This window comes from Paenibacillus sp., from assembly GCF_035645235.1.
Taxonomy (GTDB): Bacteria; Bacillota; Bacilli; order Paenibacillales; family YIM-B00363; genus Paenibacillus_AE.
In genome coordinates this window covers 13,971-35,454 of record NZ_DASQMZ010000070.1, presented here as the reverse complement: position 1 = coordinate 35,454, position 21,484 = coordinate 13,971, and the positions used below count along the sequence as shown (strand labels likewise).

The following is a 21,484-nucleotide window of genomic DNA, read 5'->3' as shown; positions in this document are numbered from 1 at the left end:
GAGGAGAGAAGCAAACCGATGGCTCAAGACAATATCGTGATTAAGGGCGCGAGAGCGCACAATTTGAAAAATATCGACGTGACGATCCCGCGGGACAAGTTCGTCGTTCTTACGGGCCTGAGCGGATCGGGCAAGTCGTCGCTGGCGTTCGATACGATTTACGCCGAAGGCCAGCGGAGGTACGTCGAGTCGCTGTCCGCCTACGCGCGTCAGTTCCTCGGCAACATGGACAAGCCGGACGTCGATTCGATCGAAGGGCTGTCCCCGGCGATCTCCATCGACCAGAAGACGACGAGCCGGAACCCGCGCTCGACCGTCGGCACAGTGACGGAAATTTACGACTACCTGCGTCTGTTGTTCGCCCGGATCGGGCGGCCGCATTGCCCGACGCACGGCATCGAAATTTCGTCGCAGACGATCGAGCAGATGGTCGATCGGATTATGGAGTACCCGGAGCGGACGAAGCTGCAAATTTTGGCGCCGATGATCAGCGGCAAGAAGGGCGAGCACGTCAAGGTGTTCGAGGACATCCGCAAGCAAGGCTTCGTTCGCGTGCGCGTGAACGGCGAGATGCGCGAGGTCACGGAAGAGATTACGCTCGAGAAGACGAAGAAGCACACGATCGAGGTCGTCGTCGATCGGATCGTCGTCAAGGACGACGTCCAATCGCGTCTGGCGGACTCGCTCGAGACGGCGCTGAAGCTGTCCGAGGGGAAGGTGCTGGTCGACGTGCTCGACACGAAGGAGGAGCTGCTCTTCTCCTCGAACCTCGCTTGTCCGGAATGCGGCTTCAGCATGGACGAATTGGCGCCGCGCATGTTTTCGTTCAACAGCCCGTACGGCGCTTGCCCGGAATGCGACGGCCTCGGCGCGAAGATGATCGTCGATCCGGACTTGCTTTGTCCGGACACGACGAAGACGATCGCCGACGGCGCCTTCGAGGCGTGGGCGGGCAGCACGTCGAACTATTATCCGCAGTTCCTGGCGGCGGTGTGCGAGCACTACAAGATCCCTGCGGACAAGCCGGTATGCGAGCTGAGCAAGGAAGAGATGAAAGTGTTGTTGTACGGCACCGGCGGCGAGCGGGTACGCTTCCGGTACGAGAACGACTTCGGCGTCACGCGCGAAGCGTACGTGCCGTTCGAGGGCATCGTCCCGAACCTGGAGCGCCGTTACCGCGAAACCGCGTCGGACGGCATTCGCGAATATATCGAGCAGTACATGAGCGCCAAGCCTTGCGGCACGTGCCATGGGCAGCGGCTGAAGCCGGAGGTGCTCGCGGTGACGGTCGGCGGCCGTAACATCGCGCATGTGACGAGTCTGTCGATCAACGAAGCGATGGCGTACGTCGACGGGCTGAACCTGAGCGAGAAGGAGCGCACGATCGCCCAGCTCGTGCTCAAGGAAATTCGTTCGCGGTTAGGCTTCTTGAACAATGTCGGCCTCGACTATTTGACGTTGAGCCGTTCGGCCGGCACGTTGTCCGGCGGAGAGGCGCAGCGGATTCGGCTGGCGACGCAGATCGGCTCGAGTCTCATGGGCGTCTTGTATATCCTCGACGAGCCGAGCATCGGGCTTCATCAGCGCGATAACGACCGCTTGATCCGGACGCTCGAGCATATGCGGGATCTCGGAAACACGCTCATCGTCGTCGAACACGACGAGGACACGATGCTCGCGGCCGACTATATTATCGATATCGGGCCGGGTGCCGGCATCCACGGCGGCCGCGTCGTGGCGGAAGGCACGCCGAAGCAAATTATGCAGGACGCGAATTCGCTTACGGGCCAATACTTGAGCGGGGCGAAGTTCATTCCGGTGCCGTCGAAACGCCGCGAGCCGAACGGCAAATGGCTGGAAATTCGCGGCGCCAAGGAAAACAACCTGAAGAACGTCAACGTGAAAATTCCGCTCGGCGTGTTTACGGCGGTGACCGGGGTGTCCGGAAGCGGCAAGAGTACGCTCGTGAACGAAATTTTGTACAAGACGCTCGCGCGCGACTTGAACGGAGCGCGCACGCGTCCGGGCGCGCATAAGGAGTTTAAGGGGCTCGAGCACGTCGATAAGGTGGTCGACATCGATCAATCGCCGATCGGCCGGACGCCGCGCTCGAATCCGGCGACGTACACCGGCGTCTTCGACGATATCCGCGACGTATTCGCCGTCACCAACGAAGCGAAAATTCGCGGCTACAAGAAGGGCCGCTTCAGCTTCAACATCAAGGGCGGAAGGTGCGAGGCGTGCAAGGGCGATGGTATCATCAAGATCGAGATGCACTTCCTCCCGGACGTGTACGTGCCTTGCGAAATTTGCAAAGGGCAGCGCTACAACCGCGAGACGCTCGAGATTAAGTGGAAGGGCAAGTCGATTTCGGACATTCTCGATATGACAATCGAGGACGGGTGCGAATTTTTCGCCAACGTGCCGAAGATTCAGCGCAAGCTGCAGACGATGCTCGACGTCGGCCTCGGGTACATGAAGCTCGGTCAGCCGGCGACGACGCTGTCCGGCGGGGAAGCGCAGCGCGTCAAGCTTGCATCCGAGCTGCACCGTCGCAGCACGGGGCGAACGATCTACATCCTCGACGAGCCGACGACGGGCCTTCACATTCACGATATCGCGCGGCTGCTCGAGGTGCTGCACCGCCTCGTCGATTCCGGCGAAACGGTGCTCGTCATCGAGCATAACCTTGACGTCATTAAGACGGCGGATTGGCTCATCGACCTCGGGCCCGAGGGCGGCAGCGGCGGCGGCACGATCGTCGGCACGGGCACGCCGGAGGCGCTTTGCGAGGTCCAAGGCTCTTACACGGGGAAATACTTGAAGCCGGTATTGGAGCGGGATCGCGCCCGAACCGAAGCGGCGGCGGACCAAGCGGAGGGCGCCGGCAAGAAGAAGCGCAAACCGGCGAACGCGGCGGTGTAAACGAGCAATCGACTTCTTGACGAACGACTCCCGACCGAACGGCTTGCGCCGTCGGTTGGGAGTTTTTGCTTTGTACGGAAATTCCGCTGCCGGGAAAACTAGGCGTAACCATCTTACCTGGAGGTCCGCCCATGGAGAAACGGAAATATTATGTGTCGGTACAGTCGAGAACGGTGATGGAGCACCAAGGCGACGGAGCGTACGAGCTCGAGATCGAAGCGACGCCGGACGAAGTGCACCAACTGCAGGAGCTGTTCGAATCGACGAGCGAAACCGACTTTAATAACTACTTGCGTATACATGATCCGGAAATCTTGGAGGAGGAACTCGTTTCGAACGCGTTCGTCGACCGATATTTGACGCAAATTTATAGACTCTTATATCGTTACGGCACGCCGGAGACGAAAGCGCATATCCAATCGATGAACGTTCTGCAGGGGCTGCAGAACGGGTATCGCGACGATTTCTAGGCGGTAGGTGTTCGGAAAACGCAAAGAAGGCTGCCTCGCGGCAGCCTTCTTTGCGTTTCGTTTGGCGGCTTCCCGCCTGCCGCGCCGCGCGGACCGCCGCGTCCGCCGCTTTGCCTTACGATAGGGAGACTGACAAACCGAGACCGACTTGAACGTTGCCTGAAGGTTCGCTGAACGTTTTCCGGATGGAGATTTTCTGCACTTGCGGGAGCTTCGGGATGTCAATCGTGACAAATTGGTTACAGACGGGCCCGGCGGCTTGCGTTCCGGGGCGCAGCCGAGTAACATAGGGATGATACGTGCGTTTGTGGGCGACAATGAGAACATACATATCCGTCCGGCGACATCTCGACCGAACGGCTTACTTAGAAGGAGGGTCCAGCATGCTCTTGGCAGCAGCTGCCGAAGCGGCACATTCCAGCTCGAATTTCGATCCGTTCGATATTTTCATGATTTTGTTTACGATTCTCTCGGTGTTTGCGCTCATTCGCGCCGTGCAGCATAAGAATAAGTTCGCAGCCGGCTTCAGCGGTCTCGTCTTGGCGGTGTTTTTGATCATCGACCTTATTATGGTCCTCAATTGGATGAACTTGCTCGACAACCTCTTAACGGCTGTCGGCTTGGCGTAAACCTCACGTAACTGCATAGGATGTCGGGGGACGGCCGAAAGGTCGTTCTTTTATTTTTGCTAAGTCGGCGGGAAAACGGGGTGCTGCAATGGAGGCGCTCGCATCGCGCGCGGCGACGCCGCCGAAAACGAAAGAAAGGGCGCTCCCGAGTACGCACCCGGAACGCCCTTCTTCTTTACGGCCTTATACCCACCACATCTCGCCGAGCGGCTCGCGGATGAGAATCGACTGCAGGTTGCCGACGGCCTTCGTGAAGCCCTCCTCGACCGACATGAGCCCGTCCTCGTGCTCGATGGAGACGACGTAGTCGTAGCCGACGAGGCGCAGCGCGGAGATGATATCCGCCCACTCCTTCATGCTGTGGCCGTAGCCGACCGTCCGGAACTGCCATGCGCGGTCGAACATTTGCGTGTACGACTGCATATCCGTAACGCCGTACTTGTTGACGTTGCTCTGCTCCAGCGACGTGTCTTTCGCGTGGAAGTGATGAATCGCGCCCGCTTGGCCGAGGTAACGGATCGCCGCGACCGGGTCGATCCCCTGCCACCACAGGTGCGACGGGTCGAGGTTCGCGCCGATCGCTTCGCTCGTCGCCTCGCGCAGCTTCATCATCGTCGCCGGCGTATGGACGGAGAAACCGCCGTGAAGCTCGAGGCCGATCTTCACGCCGCGCGCGGCCGCGAAGTCGCCGGTTTCCTTCCAATACGGAATGAGCTTCTCTTCCCATTGCCATTTCAAAATATCTTGATAGTCGTTCGGCCAAGGCGCGACCGGCCAGTTCGGATACTTCGCGTCTTCGTGATCCCCCGGGCAGCCGGAGAACGTATTGACGACGGGCACCTCGAGGCGCTGCGCCAGCTCGATCGTCTTGATGAGATCGTCGTGGAATTCCTTGGCGATCGCTTTCTGCGGGTGCAGCGGATTGCCGTGAACGCTTAACGCGCTAATGATGAGGCCGCGGGACTCGACCGCTTGTTTAAACGCTTTCAGTTTACCCTCGTCCGCAAGCAGCTCGTCCGGATTCGCATGCGCCTTGCCCGGGTAGCCGCCCGTGCCGATCTCGACCGCGCCGAGCCCGCTCGCCGCGATATAATCGAGCGCTTCCTCGAACTTCTTCTGTGCGAACAATACGGTAAATACGCCTAATTTCAAGTGAGTGCACCTCCGACAAATAATGGTTCGTACGACATCACAAATTATACCACTAAAGGAACGGCGGAGAAACCAGTACAATGACGTCAGGCCCCGAACATTGTATCCGGTGGACTCGATTGTTAATATAGGGAGAAAGACGCCGCTGCACAGCGGCCGGGAGGACCCGAATCCAGATGAATCGCGAGTTGCGAAGAGAAGATATCGAATTGCTGGCCCCTGCGGGCCATTGGGACGCGATGCGCGCGGCGGTCGCGAACGGAGCGAACGCCGTATTTTTCGGCGTCGAGAAGTTCAACGCCCGCGCGCGCGCGGCGAATTTCCATACGGACGAGCTGCCCGACATCATGTCGTTCCTGCATGCCTATGGCGTGAAGGGGTTTCTGACGTTTAACATCCTTGTTTTTGAAAACGAAATGGAAGACGCGAAGAAGCTGATCGAAGCGTGCATCGACGCAGGGGTCGACGCCGTCATCGTGCAAGACCTGGGACTTGTGAAAATGATCCGCGAACTCTCCCCCGACTTCCCGATCCACGGCTCCACGCAGATGACGATTACGTCGCCGGAGGCGGTCGAGTTCACGAAGCCGTACGGGCTCGAGCGCGTCGTGCTCGGCCGGGAAAACAACCTGAAGCAAATCAAGCAGATCGGCGAGCAAGCGCGCCTGCCGATGGAAGTATTCGTGCACGGCGCGCTGTGCGTCTCCTACAGCGGTCAATGCCTCACGTCCGAGATGTGGGGCGGCCGCTCCGCGAATCGCGGCGAGTGCGCGCAGGCGTGCCGCCTGCCGTACGACATGATGGTAAACGGCGAGCATCGCCCGATGGGCGACGTGACCTATTTGCTGTCGCCGAAAGATCTCGCCGCCGTCGAGCTCGTTCCGGAGCTGATCGAGGCGGGGGTGACGTCGTTCAAGATCGAGGGGCGGCTGAAGTCGCCGGAGTACGTCGCGAACGTAGTCTCCAAATACAGAGCGGCAATCGATAAATATTTCGACGGCGTCGACGCGAGGCCGTCGAAGGAGGAGATGCTCGAGCTGCAGCAGAGCTTCTCGCGCGGCTTCACGCACGGCTTCTTGAACGGCACGAACAACAAGCAGCTCGTCGAAGGCACGTTCCCGAAGAGCCGCGGCGTGTTCCTCGGAAGAGTCAAGGAGGTTACCCGGGAAGGCGTGCTCGTCGAGCTCGAAGCGCCGCTCAAGCGCGGCGACGGCATCGTGTTCGACGCGGGCGATCCGACGAAGAAGGAAGAGGGCGGCCGGGTCTACGACTTGAAGCAGCGCGGCGCCAAGGTCGAGCGCGAAGTTCCCGGCGGACTTGCCGAGATCGTCATGGGGCGCAACGACGTGGATCTCAAGCGCGTTCGCGTCGGCGACCGCGTCTGGCGGACGAGCGACCCGGCGCTGGATAAGCGGCTCCGCGCGACGTACGAGACGGACAAGCCGTATCGGACGTTCCCGGTGAGCGTGACCGTCTACGGGGAGGCCGGGCAGCCGCTCGTCTCGCTCTGGACGGACGAATCGACGGGCTTCACGGCGACGGTCGCCTCCGAGCTGCCGCTCGCGGTGGCGGAGAAGCGCCCGATCGACGAGACGCTGCTGCGCGACCAGCTCGGCCGCCTCGGCGGGACGCTGTTCGAGCTCTCGAGCGTCGACGCGCAGCTGTCCGGGCCGGTCATCGTCCCGATGAGCGAGCTGAATCGGATGCGCCGCAAAGCCGTCGAACTGCTCGAGGCGGAGCGCCGCCGGCCGCCGGCGTATATCAAGCGCCCGGCGAGCGCCGACAGCGACGCGGTCACGCCCGCGCCGCGCCCGGCGAACCCGCGGCTGACGGCGCTGTGCCGCAGTCTCGAGCAGGTGCAGGCCGCGGCGGCGCGCACGGACGTCGAATTCATCTACGCGGACTTCGAATTTATTAAGCAGTTCCCGGCGGCGGTCGAGGCCGTGCGCGCGGCGGGCAAAAAAATCGCGCTCGCGACGCCCCGCATTCATATGCCGGGGGAGACGGGATATTTTCAAAATATCTTGAGGCTGAAGCCGGATGCGGTGCTCGTGCGCAACACGGGGGCGGTGTATTGGTTCGCGCGGCACTACACGATGAACCCGTCGGCGGATCACCCGGAGCTGATCGGCGACTTCTCGCTGAACATCGCCAACCATAAGACGGCGAACCTGTTCCTGAACGACGCCGGCCTGTCCCGCGTAACGCCGTCGTACGACTTGAACATTCAGCAGATGATCGATTTGCTGCGCAAATCGCCGACCGACCGGCTCGAAATCGTGCTGCATCAGCATCTGCCGATGTTCCATACCGAGCATTGCGTATACTGCACGTTCCTCTCCGAGGGGACGGACTACACGAACTGCGGCCGCCCGTGCGAGGAGCAGCGCGTCAGCCTTCGGGACCGGATCGGCATGTCGCACCCGGTGCGCGTGGACGAAGGCTGCCGCAACACGGTGTATAACGCGATCGAGCAGTCGGGGGCGGAGTACCTCGACGAGTTCTTGAATCTCGGCGTCCCGTCGTACCGGATCGAGTTTCTCGAGGAGACGCCCGATCAGGTCGTCGAAGTGCTGAACCTGTACGGCAAAGCGCTGCGCGGCGAGGTGAGCGGCACGCACGTGTGGCGCTCGCTGAAGGCGACGAACCAGCTCGGCGTGACGCGGGGACAGCTCGTGAAGTAGCGTCCGGCGGGACATTTTCATGGTATAATATGGGAAAATGTCCTCCGGAGGTGGTTCGCCATGCAACGAGGGAAATCGGACAAGCCGGCGACGGTCGTGAAAGAGCGGCAAGGGCATTACGACTACGAACGGTATGAAATTATCGGCGGCGTGCGATACGACTATCTCGTGTCGCCGAAGTACGTGCATCAGAAGATTTTGCAAAATTTCTATCTCGCCTTCCATGGCGCGTGCGCGCGCGATGGCGAGGTGATGCTTGCGCCCCTCGACGTGCATTTCGACGAGGAGAACATCCTGCAGCCGGATGTCATCTACATTCGGAACGACCGGCTGTCGATCATCCGCGACGGGTGGATTTTCGGCGTGCCGGACCTCGTCGTCGAGGTGCTGTCGAGCAGCACGGGACGCCGCGACAAGACGATCAAGAAAGCGACGTACGAACGGTTCGGCGTGAAGGAATATTGGATGGCCGATCCGATCTATCGGTTGGTGGAGCAGTACGTGCTCGAGGACGGCAAATACGCGCTCGCCGCGACGCTGACGGAGGACGACGTACTGCGATCGCCGACGGTGCCGTGCGTCGATATCGACCTGAAGACCATCTTCCCCCCGGAAAAGGATACCTAACCCGCCGCCCGCGCGGCTTCCGCAAGACGTCTTTCGCCTGATGGCGAGGGCGTCTTTTTTTTCTTCGCATGATTAATAAAAAGATTGTCGTGCAAATCATTTCCATTTATACTATTTGCATGTGTCATAGGAAGGATTTCATAGATTTATAGGACGAGAGGAGCTATTTATGAGAAGCCGTAACCGCAACATTCGGACCAAGGCATCATGGCTGCTGACCGCGGCGCTGCTCGCGCAGACGCTTGTATACGCGGGAGGGGCCGGGGCGGCGGAGCAGCCCGCGGAGGAGGCGTTCGCGGAGGAGGCGTTCGCGCCGAAGCTATCGGCGTTGGAAGCGCATGCGAAGAAGCCGTACGTGGAAGGGGAGGTGTTGGTCACCTACAAGCCTTCTGTGAAAACGGCCGACAAATCGCGGCTGCGCCAATCGTTCGCGCTATCGCCGAAGCAGCGCATCGCGTCGATGGACGCCGAGCTGCTGAAGCTGCCCGAGGGCGCCGACGTCGAGGAGACGGTCGCGAAGTTGAAATCCAGCGGTCTTGTCGAGCACGCGCAGCCGAACTATCGGTATTATCCGTCGGAAATCGTGCCTCCTGTCGTGAGCGACCATGTGTTGAATTGGGGATTGCAAAACGAAGGGCAACTGATCCCCAACGACCCCGGGTACGGAATTACTGGCACCTATGGAATCGATATCGGATCGGTTCGTGCTTTGAATTCATTAAACAAGAATGAACTAAAAACCGTAATTGTCGCCGTTATCGACACCGGCGTCGACACTTCGCACCCTGAGTTGCAAGGGAAGATCTGGACGAATCCCGGCGAAATTGCGGAGAATCTAATCGACGACGATGGGAACGGATACGTGGACGACGTACACGGTTGGGATTTTGCAAACGGCAATAAAACCATATTCGACAATGCTGTCGAAGATTTGCACGGCACGCACGTTGCGGCGACGATCGCGGGAGCGCAAGGGAACGGAGGGGCTTCCGGTGTCGCGCCGAACGTCCAAATCATGCCGTTGAAGTTTATCGGAGAGAACGGCTCAGGTACGACGGCGGAAGTCGTTGAAGCTATCGCATACGCGGCTTCCATGGGCGCAAAAATCTCCAATAATAGCTGGAACGGATTTAGTACCGCTCAGAGGGATGCGCTTCTCCTGGAGGCGATCGAAGCGGCGGACATGCTGTTCGTCGGTTCCGCCGGCAACGGGGATCGCTACGGGGAAGGGGTCGATACGGATATCGTACCTGTTTCGCCGAACAATCTCCGGAGCAGCAAACAGTTAACGGTCGCCGCGGTGGATCCGTCCGGCAACTTGGCCAAGTTCTCCAACTATGGCGACGAAACCGTTCACATCGGGGCGCCAGGTGTGGCGATTTACAACGCAGTACCAGGTGGGGAATACGATTTCTTAGATGGCACTTCGATGGCGGCGCCTCATGTCGCGGGCGTGGCCGCGGTCTTGATGGGACAGAAAAATTTGACTCCGTTAGAGACAAAGCAATTAATTTTGGATTCGGCGCGCGCGCTGCCGGATTTAGCCGGAAAGACGGTCAGCGGTAAGTTAGTAAATCTGTTGTATCCGATCGGCACAACGGCAACGAATGTGCAGGTATCGCTGGAGAAACCTTTGGAGTTTCAGAGCGGAGCCGTGGAACTATCCTTCCGTACAAGCAAGTACGGCGGCATGCAAGCCGGAAGAGATAGCGTTAGCATTATGTGGTCGGGTTTTGTAAGTCCCCCGGGCGCAATCACCTACGAGAACATTTCCGTTAACGGCGTTCCGATCGGCGAGGCGGATTTGATTTCGGACGGAATTCCGCTACGAATACGGATGCCGGTCTCCGTGGGACATCAGGAAGTCGTTGTGGTTCGATTCGAATCAGGATTAAACAACGCGGTGGCGGGCTCGTATTTCGCGCAAGTCACGACAAGCGTCGATACCGGATATGCAAGCGGAACGTATGTGATTGAAGAGGATACCGAAGCGAAAGTCGTACGCCTCGATCGGAGCGGAATGCCTTCGACCATGCCGGCGGATCGAAGCGTAGAAGGTGTCATTCGGGCGGAGATCGCGAACGACAAGTTTACAGGAGTTGTCGGAGAATCCTTTGAGGATAAATTATTAGTGAATTTCCTGCCCGACGGTGTGAACGTTGCGGCGGTGAAAGAAAGCGACACCAGCGTTACTATCTCCGTGTACGGCGTCAGCGAGACAAGCAATCCCGCGGAATATATGGTGTTGTCGTTCCAGAATGCCGCATTCGAAAGCGGGAATGCTTCGAACGTAAAGAACTCGAGCTCGCATTTCTTCTTTTGGTTCTATAGTTCTGCAGCAACGACGAGTCCGCAATTGACCTTCAAGAATCAAAAATTCATCGAGAGTGACGCGAACGACGGTTCGATTCAAACGACGGCGACAGCGATATTGACCGGAGGCAGTTTCGCCGGGTCGGTAGGCTCGCTATTGACCGATGAACAGGTGCAATTCGAAGGTGTTCCGGAAGGGCTCACAGCCTCGGCGCGTATCGTTCATTACGCCGCCGTCCAAATTGAGCTGTCCGGGGAAGCGGATGCCCATGCGATCACCGATTCGGGAGAAGGCATGAGCGTAACGTTCCTAGATGCAGCGTTCGTAAACCCGGCTGCGGCTACGGTGCTGCCGTCGAATACCTTCGAATTCCTATTCAAGGACGCGCCGGGGACGCCGGGCAACGTCCAAGCGCAGCAGGACGGCGCTTTCGTCGATATTTCCTGGAGCGAAGCCGCGGATGCAGAGTACTACGCAATCATGGCGGCTGAGGAGGACGAACGGTTTTTCCAATTCGATGCGACGACCGAGACGTCCTACACCGATATATTGTTCGGAGTCGTACCCGCTGAGTACCAATATCGGATCGATGCGTATAAGGGCAAAGTCGCAACGAAATCCGATGCGGTGACCGTTGCATTAAGCGCGGATTACACTTATTACGAAGGGACGGTCGGCTTGAACGGAAGACAGGCCGATCAAACGAAACTGACGATTCGTAATCCGAACGGAACGATTCGACATGCCGCGACCTTCGACGCAGCGAACCCGAATGCTGCGCTCTTCAGCGATTACGGCATCGGGCGGGTTGTGGACGAGGACGGAAATATCGTCGAAAACACTTTGTTCGTTTACTTCTATGCACCTAACGGAACGTACCAGGTTCAAGTAGAAAATGGTACTTGGACGGCGCAGAGCTCCGTCTCTACGGGAGCTGACTGGATGCTCGGCGAACAGATTTCCGATTTCGAATTGGCATTATATCACGTTGGACTCATTGGCACCTTAACGCTCGCGGCCCCGAGCGGGAATAATAACGGCGGCGGAGGCTTCATCCCGCCGCCGCCGCCGGAGAAGCCGATTCAGCAGAACCCAGACGGCGACTATGTGTATAAGCCTAGCGCAACGAAGGAAACGAGAGAAGGAGCGGAGGTAGCGGTCGCGAAGCTGACCGCGGACGATTTGGCGAAGGCGCTTGAAGCGGACGCGGACGCGACGGGCAAGCTCGTCATCGAGCTGGAGACCGAAGGGGCCGCCGAGGTCAGTTTGCCGGTCGGCGCGCTGGCTGCGGCGGAAGGGTTCCCTGTCGTCGAGGTGAAGACAAGCACCGCATCGTATCGGGTGCCGAAGGCGTTGCTCGATCCCGCGGCGCTGGCCGCGAAGTTCGGCGTCGCAGCCGGAGCGGAGTGGACTGCGGTCGTACAGATGTCGCCGGTGACGGGCGCGAGCGCGGCCGCAATCGGCTCGTCGGCGGCGTCGCTCGGGGCAAACGTGGTCGGGACGCCGATCCATTATTCGATGAGCGTGCAAGCGAACGGGCAGACGTTCGAGTACGACAGCTTCGGAAATACGTATGTGGAACGAACGGCCGCGTTGGATCGGAGCGTGAATGCCCGGAACGCGACGGCGGCGCTGTACGACCCGGCGACGGGCGCGCTGACGTTCGTGCCGGCGACGTTCGAGACGCGAGGCGGGAAGACGACCGCTACGATGAAGCGCAATGGAAATAGCGTATACGTGGTGCTGGAGTCGCAACGCAGCTTCGCCGACTTGGCCAGCCATTGGGCGAAGAGCGATATCGAGCTGCTGGCCGGCAAGCTGGTGCTGAACGGCACGGGGGCGGATACGTTCTCGCCGAACGCGCCGGTCACCCGCGCCGAGTTCGCGGCGATGCTAACGCGGGCGCTCGGTCTGACAGGCGACGCGGAAGCTGCGACGTTCACGGACGTAATCGAGCGTTCCTGGTACGAAGGGGCGGTCGGAGCCGCTGCGGCGGCCGGGCTCGTTACAGGATACGAGGACGGCACGTTCCGTCCGAACGAACGCGTGACGCGCGAGCAGATGGCCGTTATGTTCGAGCGGGCGATGCGGTTCGCGGGCGGCGAGCTGCCGACGAGCGGCGGCGCGTCGTTCGCCGACCAAACGTCGATCAGCCCGTGGGCGGCTAAAGCGGTCGCGACGGTCAGCGCCGCAGGCATCGTCGGCGGCAACCCGGACGGCACGTTCGCCCCGGCGGCCGAGGCGAACCGCGCCGAGGCGGCGGTCATGCTGAAGCGGTTGCTGCAGCGTCTGGCGTTCTTGAATTAAATCGGAAGGGCCCCTTCTCCCGGCGTTAGCGCGCCGATGGAGAGGGGGCCCTTCTCTGGTTGTGCGGGCATTTTCCAAAAATATGTATAAAACTGCGCCGAGAGTCGCACCCTACAAGGGATGGGTATTTTCCGGAAGGGGGCTTCATTCATGACATCGATCGGGGCGGAGCGGACGCTGACGGCGCAGGAGCTTGTGCAGGTGGCGAACGCGGTCAGGACGGAGGAGCGGCTGACGTGGCTGCTCGGGCAAGGGGCCGCCGCATGCGAGCAGCCCCAGCTTCGCAGCTTCTTCAAGCATTTGGCGGGGCGGAGCGGGGAACGGTTGGAGCCGCTGGCGGGCTTGCTGCAAAGCTATGCCGCCGGACCGAAAGGGCCGACGGACGCGAGCGTTCGGGGAGGCCCTGACATGGGGTTCGGTTCGGGTCGACCGGGCGCAGGGGGGACGTTATAATGGCATTCGAACCGATGAACGCCGTAGGACATGCTCCCCACCGCGGGGAGGCTTCGGACCGGCTCTGGACGGGCGTCTTGTTGGATGAGCTGCGCCAAACGGCGATCCGCTATACGGAGGCGGCGCTGGAGGCGTCGTCGCCCGACGTGCGCCGCGTATTCGAACAGCTCGCCTACGATACCGTGCGGCGGCATGAGCAGCTGACGGGCATCGCGCAGCAAAATCGGCTGCTCGACCCGGCGTTCGCCGCGCCGGTCCATGAGGTGGGCCGCGTCGCGGCGCGAGCCGCCGAGGCGCAGCGGGCGGTCGCTCAGATGACGGCAGGCTTCGGGCGTCCGTCGCCCGAGACGGGCGCCGCTCCGACGAGCCCGACAAGCCCGAAAAGCCCGGCATATGCGGCGCCGCCGCAGCCGTCGGCGCCGCGCTGGCCGAGCTACAGCACGTATTTGAATATGCAGCAAGCGCGTCCCCCGGAGTTCGCGCTGCCGCATCAGCTGCCGTTCGGGGGGGCTCCTGCGGGACATTATACGCCGCCGCAGCCGCAGCCGCGTCCGGCACCGGCTTTCGCGGAATCGTCCCGTCGAGCGTCGTCGTCGGAGCTTTCGTATCCGGCGCCGACGAATGCGCAGCCGGCTGCTCCGGCGCTTGCGTCGTCGGCCGCGGACGAGGAACGCGCATTCCCGGAAGCTCTGCCGCCGATGCGCGACCCGGAGCCGGCACGGTCGTCCGCGGTGCGCGAGGAGGCGTCCGTCGAGGCGCGGGAGGCCGGGACCGCCGGGCAGCCGGAGCCCTCGGCGCAGGACGCGCCTTCCGCGCCGCAGCCGACCGCGACGAAGCGCAGCCGCCGTGCGAAGGCGAGCGCGGCGGAGGCGGCGGCCGCAGCCGACGCGACCGAGGAGCGGCCCTCCTTGTAATGAGCGCCTCCGCATGCAGCGGGGGCGTTGTTTTTCGTTACGGTCGCGAAGCAAGGAATAGGGGAAGGAGGTGGGCAGGCAGGGATGGACACGAAAAAACAGCACGAGCTGGAGCGAGTGCTCGAGGAGACGCTGCACGACGGCGTGCAGCACGCGAAGGGGCCGGACGCGCAGGAGGAAGCGCGCGAGCGCATTACCGCGCCGTATCATTATCGGGTGAAGGCGGAGCGGGATCCGATCGCGGAGGAGACGGCCATCATCCGGCGCATGGCGAAGGAACCGGACGGAAAATACGACGAATACGCCGAATCCTGAGGTTTGACATGCATTTGCGCCTCGTTTAGACTGGGAAAAGAGGAACAAATGTTTCGGGTCAAATCCGCGGGGGGCGTCGAACGTCGAGCGAATCGTCGAGCAATGGAAGCATGTATTTAAGCTGGATCCGGAGAAGGCGTTGGACGACGCTTCGCTAGAGGCGCTGTGTCTCTCCGGCACGGATGCGATACTGGTCGGGGGGTCGAGCGGGGTCACGTACGACGACACCGTCGACCTCTTGGCGCGCTTGCGCCGTTATGAGACGCCGTGCGCCCTCGAGATCACGACGCTGGAGGCGATCGTGCCGGGCTTCGACGCATACCTTGTGCCGATCGCGCTAAATGCGGGCGACCCGGCGTATCTCGTCGGCCAGCACGTCGAGGCGCTGAAGCGCTACGGCCATCTGCTGCCGAAGGACGGGCTCGTCGCGGCGGAGGGCTACATTATCGCCAATCCGGATTGCACCGCGGCTCGCGTCGCCGGAGTGAAACCGGTGGACGAGGCCGATATCGTCGCCTATGCGCGCTTCGCCGACCGACTGCTTCGTTTGCCCATCGTCTATCTCGAATATTCGGGGACGTTCGGCGATCTCGGGGCGGCGGCGAAGGCGAAGGCGGCGCTCGGGAACGCCAAGCTGTTTTACGGCGGGGGCATCGACGGCGGCGAGAAGGCGGCCGCGGCCGCGCGCGTCGCGGACACGATCGTCGTGGGCAACGTGATTTACCGCTCTCTGGCCGATGCGCTGGATACGGTGAAGGCCGCGAAGGCTGCGAAGGCGGAGACGGCGTAGGCGGCTGGGGGACATTTTCCGAATTCGGATGAAAGGTTTGTGCACTTATGATAGATATTCAAGACGCGGTGAAGAGACTGAACCCGAGGCAGCGCGAGGCGGTGGAGGCGACCGACGGGCCGCTGCTCATTCTCGCGGGCGCCGGCTCGGGCAAGACGCGGGTGCTGACCCATCGCATCGCGTATTTAATCGGCATGAAGCGGGTGGCGCCGTGGAGCATTCTCGCGATCACGTTCACGAACAAGGCGGCGCGGGAGATGCAGGAGCGGGTCGCGAAGCTCGTGGGCCCGCAAGGGCAGGACATCTGGGTGTCGACGTTCCACTCGATGTGCGTGCGAATGCTGCGGCGCGACATCGGGCGGATCGGCTATTCGCAGAGCTTCTCGATTCTCGATTCCGGCGATCAGCTGTCGGTCGTTCGCAATTGCATGAAGGACCTGAACATCGATTCGAAAAAGTTCGAGCCACGCGCGGTGCAAGCGGCGATCAGCAACGCGAAGAACGAACTGATCGATCCGGCCGGGTTCGAGCAAAAAATCGGCGACTACTTCGACGGCATCGTGGCGAAGGTTTACAAGAAGTATCAAGAGCGACTGAAGGCGAACAACTCGCTCGACTTCGACGATCTCATCATGACGACGATTCGCTTGTTCAAGGAAGAGCCGCAGGTGCTAGAGTTCTACCAGAACAAGTTTCAATATATTCATGTCGACGAGTACCAGGATACAAACCGCGCGCAATATATGCTTTGCCGCATGCTGGCGGACAAGCATCACCGCATCTGCGTCGTCGGCGATTCCGATCAGTCGATCTACAAGTGGCGTGGCGCGGATATCGCGAACATCTTAAATTTCGAAAAGGATTACCCCGAAGCGAAGTCGATCCTGCTCGAGCAAAACTATCGTTCGACCTCCAACATCCTGAACGCGGCCAACGAAGTCATTAAAAACAATGCCGGCCGCAAGGCGAAGAACCTGTGGACGGACGCGGGCGAGGGCGAGAAGATTCGGTTGTACCTGGCCGACTCGGAGCACGAGGAAGGCTATTTCATCGCGGGCACGATCAAGCGAAATCGGGACGCCGGCAAGCGGTACGCGGATCATGCGATCCTGTACCGGACGAACGCGCAGTCCCGGGTGATCGAGGAAGTGCTGATCAAGTCGGAAATCCCGTACCAGATTGTCGGCGGCGTGCGATTCTACGATCGGAAAGAAATTAAGGACCTGCTCGCGTATTTACGGCTCATCTCGAACCCGGACGACGATATTTCGTTCGCGCGCGTCGTGAATGTGCCCAAGCGCGGCATCGGCGATACGACGATCGACAAGCTCGGCGCGGCCGCGGCGGCGCGGGGCGTATCGATGTACGCGATGATCGACGGCATCTCGCAGGTGGACGTGACGGGGCGTGCGGCGACGGCGCTGCGGGAATTTAAAGAAATCATCGATAATTTATCCCGCATGGTCGAATACTTGTCCGTCACGGAACTTACCGAGAAGACGCTGGAGCTGACGCAGTACCGGATGGAGCTGCAGCGGGAGAACACGCTGGAGTCCAAGGCGCGCCTCGAGAACATCGACGAGTTTCTGTCCGTGACGATGGATTTCGAGAAACGCAACGAAGATAAGTCGTTGGTTTCGTTCCTGACCGATCTCGCCTTGATCGCGGACATCGATTCGATGAACAACGATCCGGAGGAAGGGAACGACGCGGTGGTGCTCATGACGATGCACAGCGCGAAAGGGCTGGAATTTCCGATCGTCTTTATCGCGGGCATGGAGGAGAACGTATTCCCGCACAGCCGCTCCGCGAACGATCCGGAGGAGCTCGAGGAGGAGCGGCGGCTCGCGTACGTCGGCATTACGCGCGCGGAGCGGGAGCTGTTCCTGACCTGCGCCCGGATGCGGACGCTGTTCGGGCGAGCGGCGGCGAACGCGCCGTCGCGGTTTTTGCAAGAAATCCCGGATCGATACAAGGAGACGGTATCGCCGGGCCGGCCGACGTTCGGCGCGCGTCCTTCCGGCTTCGGCAGCGGCGGCGGCTCGTTCGGCGGTTCGTCGTCCTTCGGCGGCGGCTCGTCGTTCGGCGGAGCGGCGAAGAGCGCGTTCGCCGCAGGGGCCCCGCGCGTCATCAAGACGCAGCCGACATTCGCCGGCGGGGGCGCCGCGGATGCCGATTTCGCCGCGGGCGATAAGGTGTCCCACGGCAAGTGGGGCGTCGGCACGGTCGTCACCGTGCGCGGGTCGGGCGATGACCGCGAGCTGACGATCGCCTTCCCGGCGCCGGTCGGGGTAAAGAAGCTGCTTGCCCGGTTTGCGCCGATTACGAAGGTCTAAGGCATCGGGTTATATTTTACGTGTGGAGGTCGGGGCCCATATGGCGGCGACGGCGAAAGAGGAAATGCGGCGGCTCGTCGACGAGCTGAATCACCACAATTACTTGTACTACACGCTCGATCGGCCGGGGCTGGCCGACGCGGACTACGACAAGCTGTACGATCGGCTCGTCGCGCTCGAGCGCGAGACGGGGGAGACGCTGCCGGATTCGCCGACGCGGCGGGTCGGAGGCGAGACGCTGAAGGGCTTCGAGCCGCACAAGCATCTGTCCCGGCTCTGGAGCCTCGACAAAGCGCAGACGAAGGAAGATCTGCTCGCATGGCACGCGCGCGTCCAGAAGCTCGTCGGCGAATATAACGCGAATCATCCGGATACGCCGCTGCCGGCGCCGTCGTTCGTGCTCGAGCTGAAGTTCGACGGGCTGACGCTGAACTTGACGTACGAGAACGGCATGCTCGTACAGGCGGCGACGCGCGGCAACGGGACGGTAGGCGAGGGCATCTTGGCGCAAGTGCGGACGATCCGATCCGTACCGGCTTCGATCCCGTACAAGAACGGCGTCATGGAAATTCAGGGCGAAGGCTTTATGTATTTGTCCGTGCTGCAGCGATATAACGAGACGGCGGCCGAGCCGCTGAAGAACGCGCGGAACGCGGCGGCGGGCGCGCTGCGCAACCAAAATCCGGCCGTCACGGCGGAGCGGAAGCTCGACGCGTTCTTCTACAACGTCGGCTATGCGTCGGAGCCGCGTCCGTTCGAGACGCATATGGAGATGCTCGCGTTCCTGCGCGAGAACCGGTTCAAGGTGAACCCGTACGCGAAGCATCTGGAGTCGATCGAGGACGTATACGAGGAGCTCATGCGACTCGGCGAGACGCGCCGGGAGCTCGACTTCCTCATCGACGGCGCGGTCGTAAAGCTGAACGATCTGCGGACCCGCGAAGTGCTCGGATACACGGACAAGTTCCCGCGGTGGGCGGTCGCGTTCAAGTTCGAGGCGGAGGAGACGACGACGACGCTGAACGACGTCGTCTGGAATTTGGGCCGCACCGGCAAGCTGACGCCGCTCGCGATCGTCGAGCCGGTCGATATCGGCGGCGTGACCGTGTCCAACTGCACGCTCAATAACATGGATGACATTGAGCGCAAGGGCTTAAAATTCGGCATCGGCACGCAGATTTTTATCCGCCGGGCGAACGACGTCATCCCGGAAATTCTCGGGAAGGCGGAGGAGGGGGAGACGGGGCGCGAGATCGTCGCGCCGACCGCGTGCCCGGCGTGTGGCCATCCCGTGGAGCAGCGCGGCGCGCATCTGTTCTGCCCGAACAAGCTCGGCTGCAAGCCGCAGATCGTGGCGCGGGTGTCGCATTTCGCGACGCGGGACGCGATGGATATCGAGACGTTCAGCGAGAAGACGGCGGAGCAGCTGCTCGAGGAACGCGACGTCCGCGATCCGGCAGACCTCTACTACCTGACGAAGGAAGACTTGATCGGGTTGGAGCGGTTCGGCGAGCGGAAAGCGCAGAAGCTGGTCGAAGCGATCGACAAGAGCAAGACGCGCGACCTCGCTTCATTCTTGTACGCCCTTGGCATTCCGAATACGGGCAAGACGACGACAAAGATGCTCGCGGACCACTACCGATCGCTGGAAGCGGTCATGGCGGCGACGCCCGAGGAGCTCGTCGCGCTGCCGGACGTCGGCGGCATCGTGGCGGACAGTATCCATACGTTCTTCTCTGACCCGCTTATCCGGGAGTCCGTCGCGCGCATGCTGGCGGCCGGCGTGAAGCCGCACGTCGAGGAGGCGCCGCCGGTCGACGCGGCCGCGCTCGCCGACTCGCCGTTCTTCGGCAAGACCGTCGTGCTGACCGGGACGCTGCAGACGATGACGCGCGACGAAGCGGCGAAGAGGCTCGAGGCGCTTGGCGCGAAGGTATCCGGCAGCGTCTCGAAGAAGACGGATTACGTCATCGCGGGCGAAAGCGCCGGCAGTAAGCTGACGAAGGCGCAGGAGCTCGGCGTCGCGATTATCGACGACGAGGCGGAGCTCGCGCGGATGCTGGGGTTGTAGATGGGAATAGGTTGAGGATACATGATAACGGCGGTTCCGGATGTTCGGAACCGCCGTTATTTTTTCTAGCTTACTTTAGACATGGATTCGAGCTTCGCGTTCAGCGCTTCCCAGTCGCCTGGGGCGAGTCTCGACTGCGCCAACGCACGGACCGCTTGATAGGCTTCCGGAGGAGCGAATTGTCTCATGTCGTTCAAGATGCCGAACCGTTCCTCGAAATTCAAGGCAGGCATCATGTAATGCAGAAAAATCATCATGGTACTCGGAGGGATGGAGGAACGAATCTTTACGGATACTTCCTTGAGCTGGTCGTCGGTAAGGTGATTCCACAACGCCTCGGCTCCTTCGTTCTCCTCCCGTTGTAAGTGCTGGAAATAGTCCGCGGTAAATTGGGTCAATTTCCGGTTCACTTCGTACCAAATTTCCTTGCGTTGTTCGGCGGGCGACGCTTGTCGGACCGTCTCAATTCGTTGCTGAAGCCGGTGAATGGTCTCGTCCAGAACGGTATGCTCTTGCTCCAGCTTTGCCGCCGTTTCCGGGGCGAACTGCTCGTATAAGTGGTGCATATGAGCGTCTTCGTCATGCGAGTGGGATTCTAAAATCGTCACGATCCTCCCAAACTCGTCCGCGAAGGATTGAACCTCGTTCTCGTCGCTAACGTCCATCGAGCCTGCGCGGAAGCATAAGCCGCTTAGCGCATGCCTTAGACCTTTGTGAACCGGCATGAGTACATCGAAACGGTGATGCATCGATTATTCCTCCTCGATTCTATAAATTAATGTTGCAACCGTCCTTGCTTCAACCAAGTCGCAACCTCTACCACGCGCTTCGTTTGATGGGCGACGGCGTCGCGCACATTTTCTTTCATACTCTTTGTTTGCGCGTCTACGGTTACACTCGTGCCGTACGGGTTTCCGCCTGCCGCGAATATCGACGCGTCCGTGTACCCCGGCGTAACGACGATCGCGCCCCAATGGTACATCATCGTGTACAGCGACAGAATGGTGGCCTCCTGACCGCCGTGCGGATTTTCGGCGGAGCTCATTGCGCTCACGACCTTGTTGGCCGTCTTCCCTTCGAAGAAAATGCCGCCTGTCGTATCCAGGAATTGTTTTAATTGCGACGCCATGACTCCGAAACGGGTGGGCGTGCTGAAAATAATCGCATCGGCCCACACGATATCGTCGGTCGTAACGACGGGGATATGCTCCGTGGCTTCGGCATGGGCTTTCCACAACGGCATGCGATCGATGACCGATTGCGGGGCGAGTTCGGCCGCCCGAAGCAGCTTTACCTCGGCGCCTGCCTCCTTCCCTGCCTCGGCGGCCCATTCGGCCAACTGATGATTTACTCCGGTAGAACTGTAATATACAACGGCTAATTTAATAGACATGCTTTGACAACTCCCGCCCTTCGGAATGCTTCGGACTACCCGGCTAGCTAGCTTGGGTGCGCTTCTCTAAAATAACACCCTACTGAGGGCGGGAAAATTATCTT

Annotated in this window: 15 protein-coding genes; 12 read left to right on the top strand and 3 right to left on the bottom strand. The window is 60.8% G+C overall.

Going from position 1 to position 21,484, the window contains the following annotated elements:
* The first annotated feature begins 18 nt into the window (after nucleotides 1-18).
* The 3 genes from uvrA (at nucleotide 19) to VEZ38_RS06555 (ending at nucleotide 4,024) form a co-directional block, all read left to right on the top strand.
* Nucleotides 19-2,925 carry an excinuclease ABC subunit UvrA gene (gene uvrA / locus VEZ38_RS06565; protein ID WP_324892544.1) on the top strand — a complete coding sequence of 969 codons (2,907 nt, stop codon included), beginning with the start codon at nucleotides 19-21 and terminating at the stop codon, nucleotides 2,923-2,925.
* Nucleotides 2,926-3,056: 131 nt separating this feature from the next.
* Nucleotides 3,057-3,395, top strand: coding sequence for a hypothetical protein (locus VEZ38_RS06560; protein ID WP_324892543.1), 339 nt, complete (start codon nucleotides 3,057-3,059; stop codon nucleotides 3,393-3,395).
* 383 nt (nucleotides 3,396-3,778) lie between these two features.
* Nucleotides 3,779-4,024 (top strand): DUF2759 family protein, encoded by a 246-nt coding sequence (locus tag VEZ38_RS06555; protein WP_324892542.1) that lies wholly within the window; start codon nucleotides 3,779-3,781, stop codon nucleotides 4,022-4,024.
* Between the two features lie 183 nt (nucleotides 4,025-4,207).
* Here the strand turns inward: VEZ38_RS06555 and VEZ38_RS06550 are convergent, their stop codons facing one another.
* On the bottom strand, nucleotides 4,208-5,176 hold the full coding sequence (locus VEZ38_RS06550; RefSeq protein ID WP_324892541.1) for a sugar phosphate isomerase/epimerase: 969 nt from the start codon (nucleotides 5,174-5,176) through the stop codon (nucleotides 4,208-4,210).
* Between the two features lie 176 nt (nucleotides 5,177-5,352).
* Between VEZ38_RS06550 and VEZ38_RS06545 the strand changes: the two genes are divergently transcribed.
* From VEZ38_RS06545 to ligA, 9 genes are all read left to right on the top strand, one after another.
* Complete coding sequence (locus VEZ38_RS06545) at nucleotides 5,353-7,860, top strand: U32 family peptidase (protein ID WP_324892540.1); 2,508 nt, start codon at nucleotides 5,353-5,355, stop codon at nucleotides 7,858-7,860.
* A 60-nt stretch (nucleotides 7,861-7,920) separates the two neighbouring features.
* Nucleotides 7,921-8,487, top strand: a complete 567-nt coding sequence (locus VEZ38_RS06540; protein ID WP_324892539.1) for a Uma2 family endonuclease — start codon at nucleotides 7,921-7,923, stop codon at nucleotides 8,485-8,487.
* Nucleotides 8,488-8,656: 169 nt separating this feature from the next.
* Nucleotides 8,657-13,108, top strand: coding sequence for a S8 family serine peptidase (locus VEZ38_RS06535; protein ID WP_324892538.1), 4,452 nt, complete (start codon nucleotides 8,657-8,659; stop codon nucleotides 13,106-13,108).
* A 150-nt stretch (nucleotides 13,109-13,258) separates the two neighbouring features.
* Nucleotides 13,259-13,561: a hypothetical protein gene (locus VEZ38_RS06530; RefSeq protein ID WP_324892537.1), complete on the top strand. Its 303-nt coding sequence runs from the start codon at nucleotides 13,259-13,261 to the stop codon at nucleotides 13,559-13,561.
* Nucleotides 13,561-14,475, top strand: a complete 915-nt coding sequence (locus tag VEZ38_RS06525) for a spore coat protein (protein ID WP_324892536.1) — start codon at nucleotides 13,561-13,563, stop codon at nucleotides 14,473-14,475. The genes VEZ38_RS06530 and VEZ38_RS06525 overlap by 1 nt, the downstream gene beginning before the upstream one ends.
* Nucleotides 14,476-14,559: 84 nt before the next feature.
* Entirely contained in the window at nucleotides 14,560-14,790 is a 231-nt protein-coding gene (locus VEZ38_RS06520; RefSeq protein WP_324892535.1) for a hypothetical protein, read from the top strand.
* 91 nt (nucleotides 14,791-14,881) lie between these two features.
* Nucleotides 14,882-15,580, top strand: coding sequence for a heptaprenylglyceryl phosphate synthase (locus VEZ38_RS06515; RefSeq protein ID WP_324892551.1), 699 nt, complete (start codon nucleotides 14,882-14,884; stop codon nucleotides 15,578-15,580).
* A gap of 47 nt (nucleotides 15,581-15,627) precedes the next feature.
* A complete protein-coding gene (gene pcrA / locus VEZ38_RS06510) occupies nucleotides 15,628-17,916 on the top strand; it encodes a DNA helicase PcrA (protein WP_324892534.1) in 2,289 nt (762 codons plus the stop codon).
* A 40-nt stretch (nucleotides 17,917-17,956) separates the two neighbouring features.
* Complete coding sequence (gene ligA, locus VEZ38_RS06505) at nucleotides 17,957-19,987, top strand: NAD-dependent DNA ligase LigA (protein ID WP_324892533.1); 2,031 nt, start codon at nucleotides 17,957-17,959, stop codon at nucleotides 19,985-19,987.
* Nucleotides 19,988-20,052: 65 nt separating this feature from the next.
* Here ligA and VEZ38_RS06500 read toward each other — a convergent pair whose 3' ends face one another.
* On the bottom strand, nucleotides 20,053-20,736 hold the full coding sequence (locus VEZ38_RS06500; RefSeq protein WP_324892532.1) for a hemerythrin domain-containing protein: 684 nt from the start codon (nucleotides 20,734-20,736) through the stop codon (nucleotides 20,053-20,055).
* 26 nt (nucleotides 20,737-20,762) lie between these two features.
* Entirely contained in the window at nucleotides 20,763-21,380 is a 618-nt protein-coding gene (gene wrbA, locus VEZ38_RS06495) for an NAD(P)H:quinone oxidoreductase (protein WP_324892531.1), read from the bottom strand.
* Nucleotides 21,381-21,484: the final 104 nt, after the last annotated feature.

What these genes read in the sequence shown, in the direction of transcription:
- VEZ38_RS06555 (WP_324892542.1), top strand. Translation starts at nt 3,779, where the DNA reads ATGCTCTTGGCAGCAGCTGCCGAAGCGGCACATTCCAGCTCGAATTTC.
- ligA (WP_324892533.1), top strand. Translation starts at nt 17,957, where the DNA reads ATGGCGGCGACGGCGAAAGAGGAAATGCGGCGGCTCGTCGACGAGCTG.
- VEZ38_RS06520 (WP_324892535.1), top strand. Translation starts at nt 14,560, where the DNA reads ATGGACACGAAAAAACAGCACGAGCTGGAGCGAGTGCTCGAGGAGACG.
- uvrA (WP_324892544.1), top strand. Translation starts at nt 19, where the DNA reads ATGGCTCAAGACAATATCGTGATTAAGGGCGCGAGAGCGCACAATTTG.
- pcrA (WP_324892534.1), top strand. Translation starts at nt 15,628, where the DNA reads ATGATAGATATTCAAGACGCGGTGAAGAGACTGAACCCGAGGCAGCGC.
- VEZ38_RS06535 (WP_324892538.1), top strand. Translation starts at nt 8,657, where the DNA reads ATGAGAAGCCGTAACCGCAACATTCGGACCAAGGCATCATGGCTGCTG.
- VEZ38_RS06500 (WP_324892532.1), bottom strand. Translation starts at nt 20,736, where the DNA reads ATGCATCACCGTTTCGATGTACTCATGCCGGTTCACAAAGGTCTAAGG.
- VEZ38_RS06540 (WP_324892539.1), top strand. Translation starts at nt 7,921, where the DNA reads ATGCAACGAGGGAAATCGGACAAGCCGGCGACGGTCGTGAAAGAGCGG.
- VEZ38_RS06560 (WP_324892543.1), top strand. Translation starts at nt 3,057, where the DNA reads ATGGAGAAACGGAAATATTATGTGTCGGTACAGTCGAGAACGGTGATG.
- VEZ38_RS06545 (WP_324892540.1), top strand. Translation starts at nt 5,353, where the DNA reads ATGAATCGCGAGTTGCGAAGAGAAGATATCGAATTGCTGGCCCCTGCG.
- VEZ38_RS06530 (WP_324892537.1), top strand. Translation starts at nt 13,259, where the DNA reads ATGACATCGATCGGGGCGGAGCGGACGCTGACGGCGCAGGAGCTTGTG.
- wrbA (WP_324892531.1), bottom strand. Translation starts at nt 21,380, where the DNA reads ATGTCTATTAAATTAGCCGTTGTATATTACAGTTCTACCGGAGTAAAT.
- VEZ38_RS06525 (WP_324892536.1), top strand. Translation starts at nt 13,561, where the DNA reads ATGGCATTCGAACCGATGAACGCCGTAGGACATGCTCCCCACCGCGGG.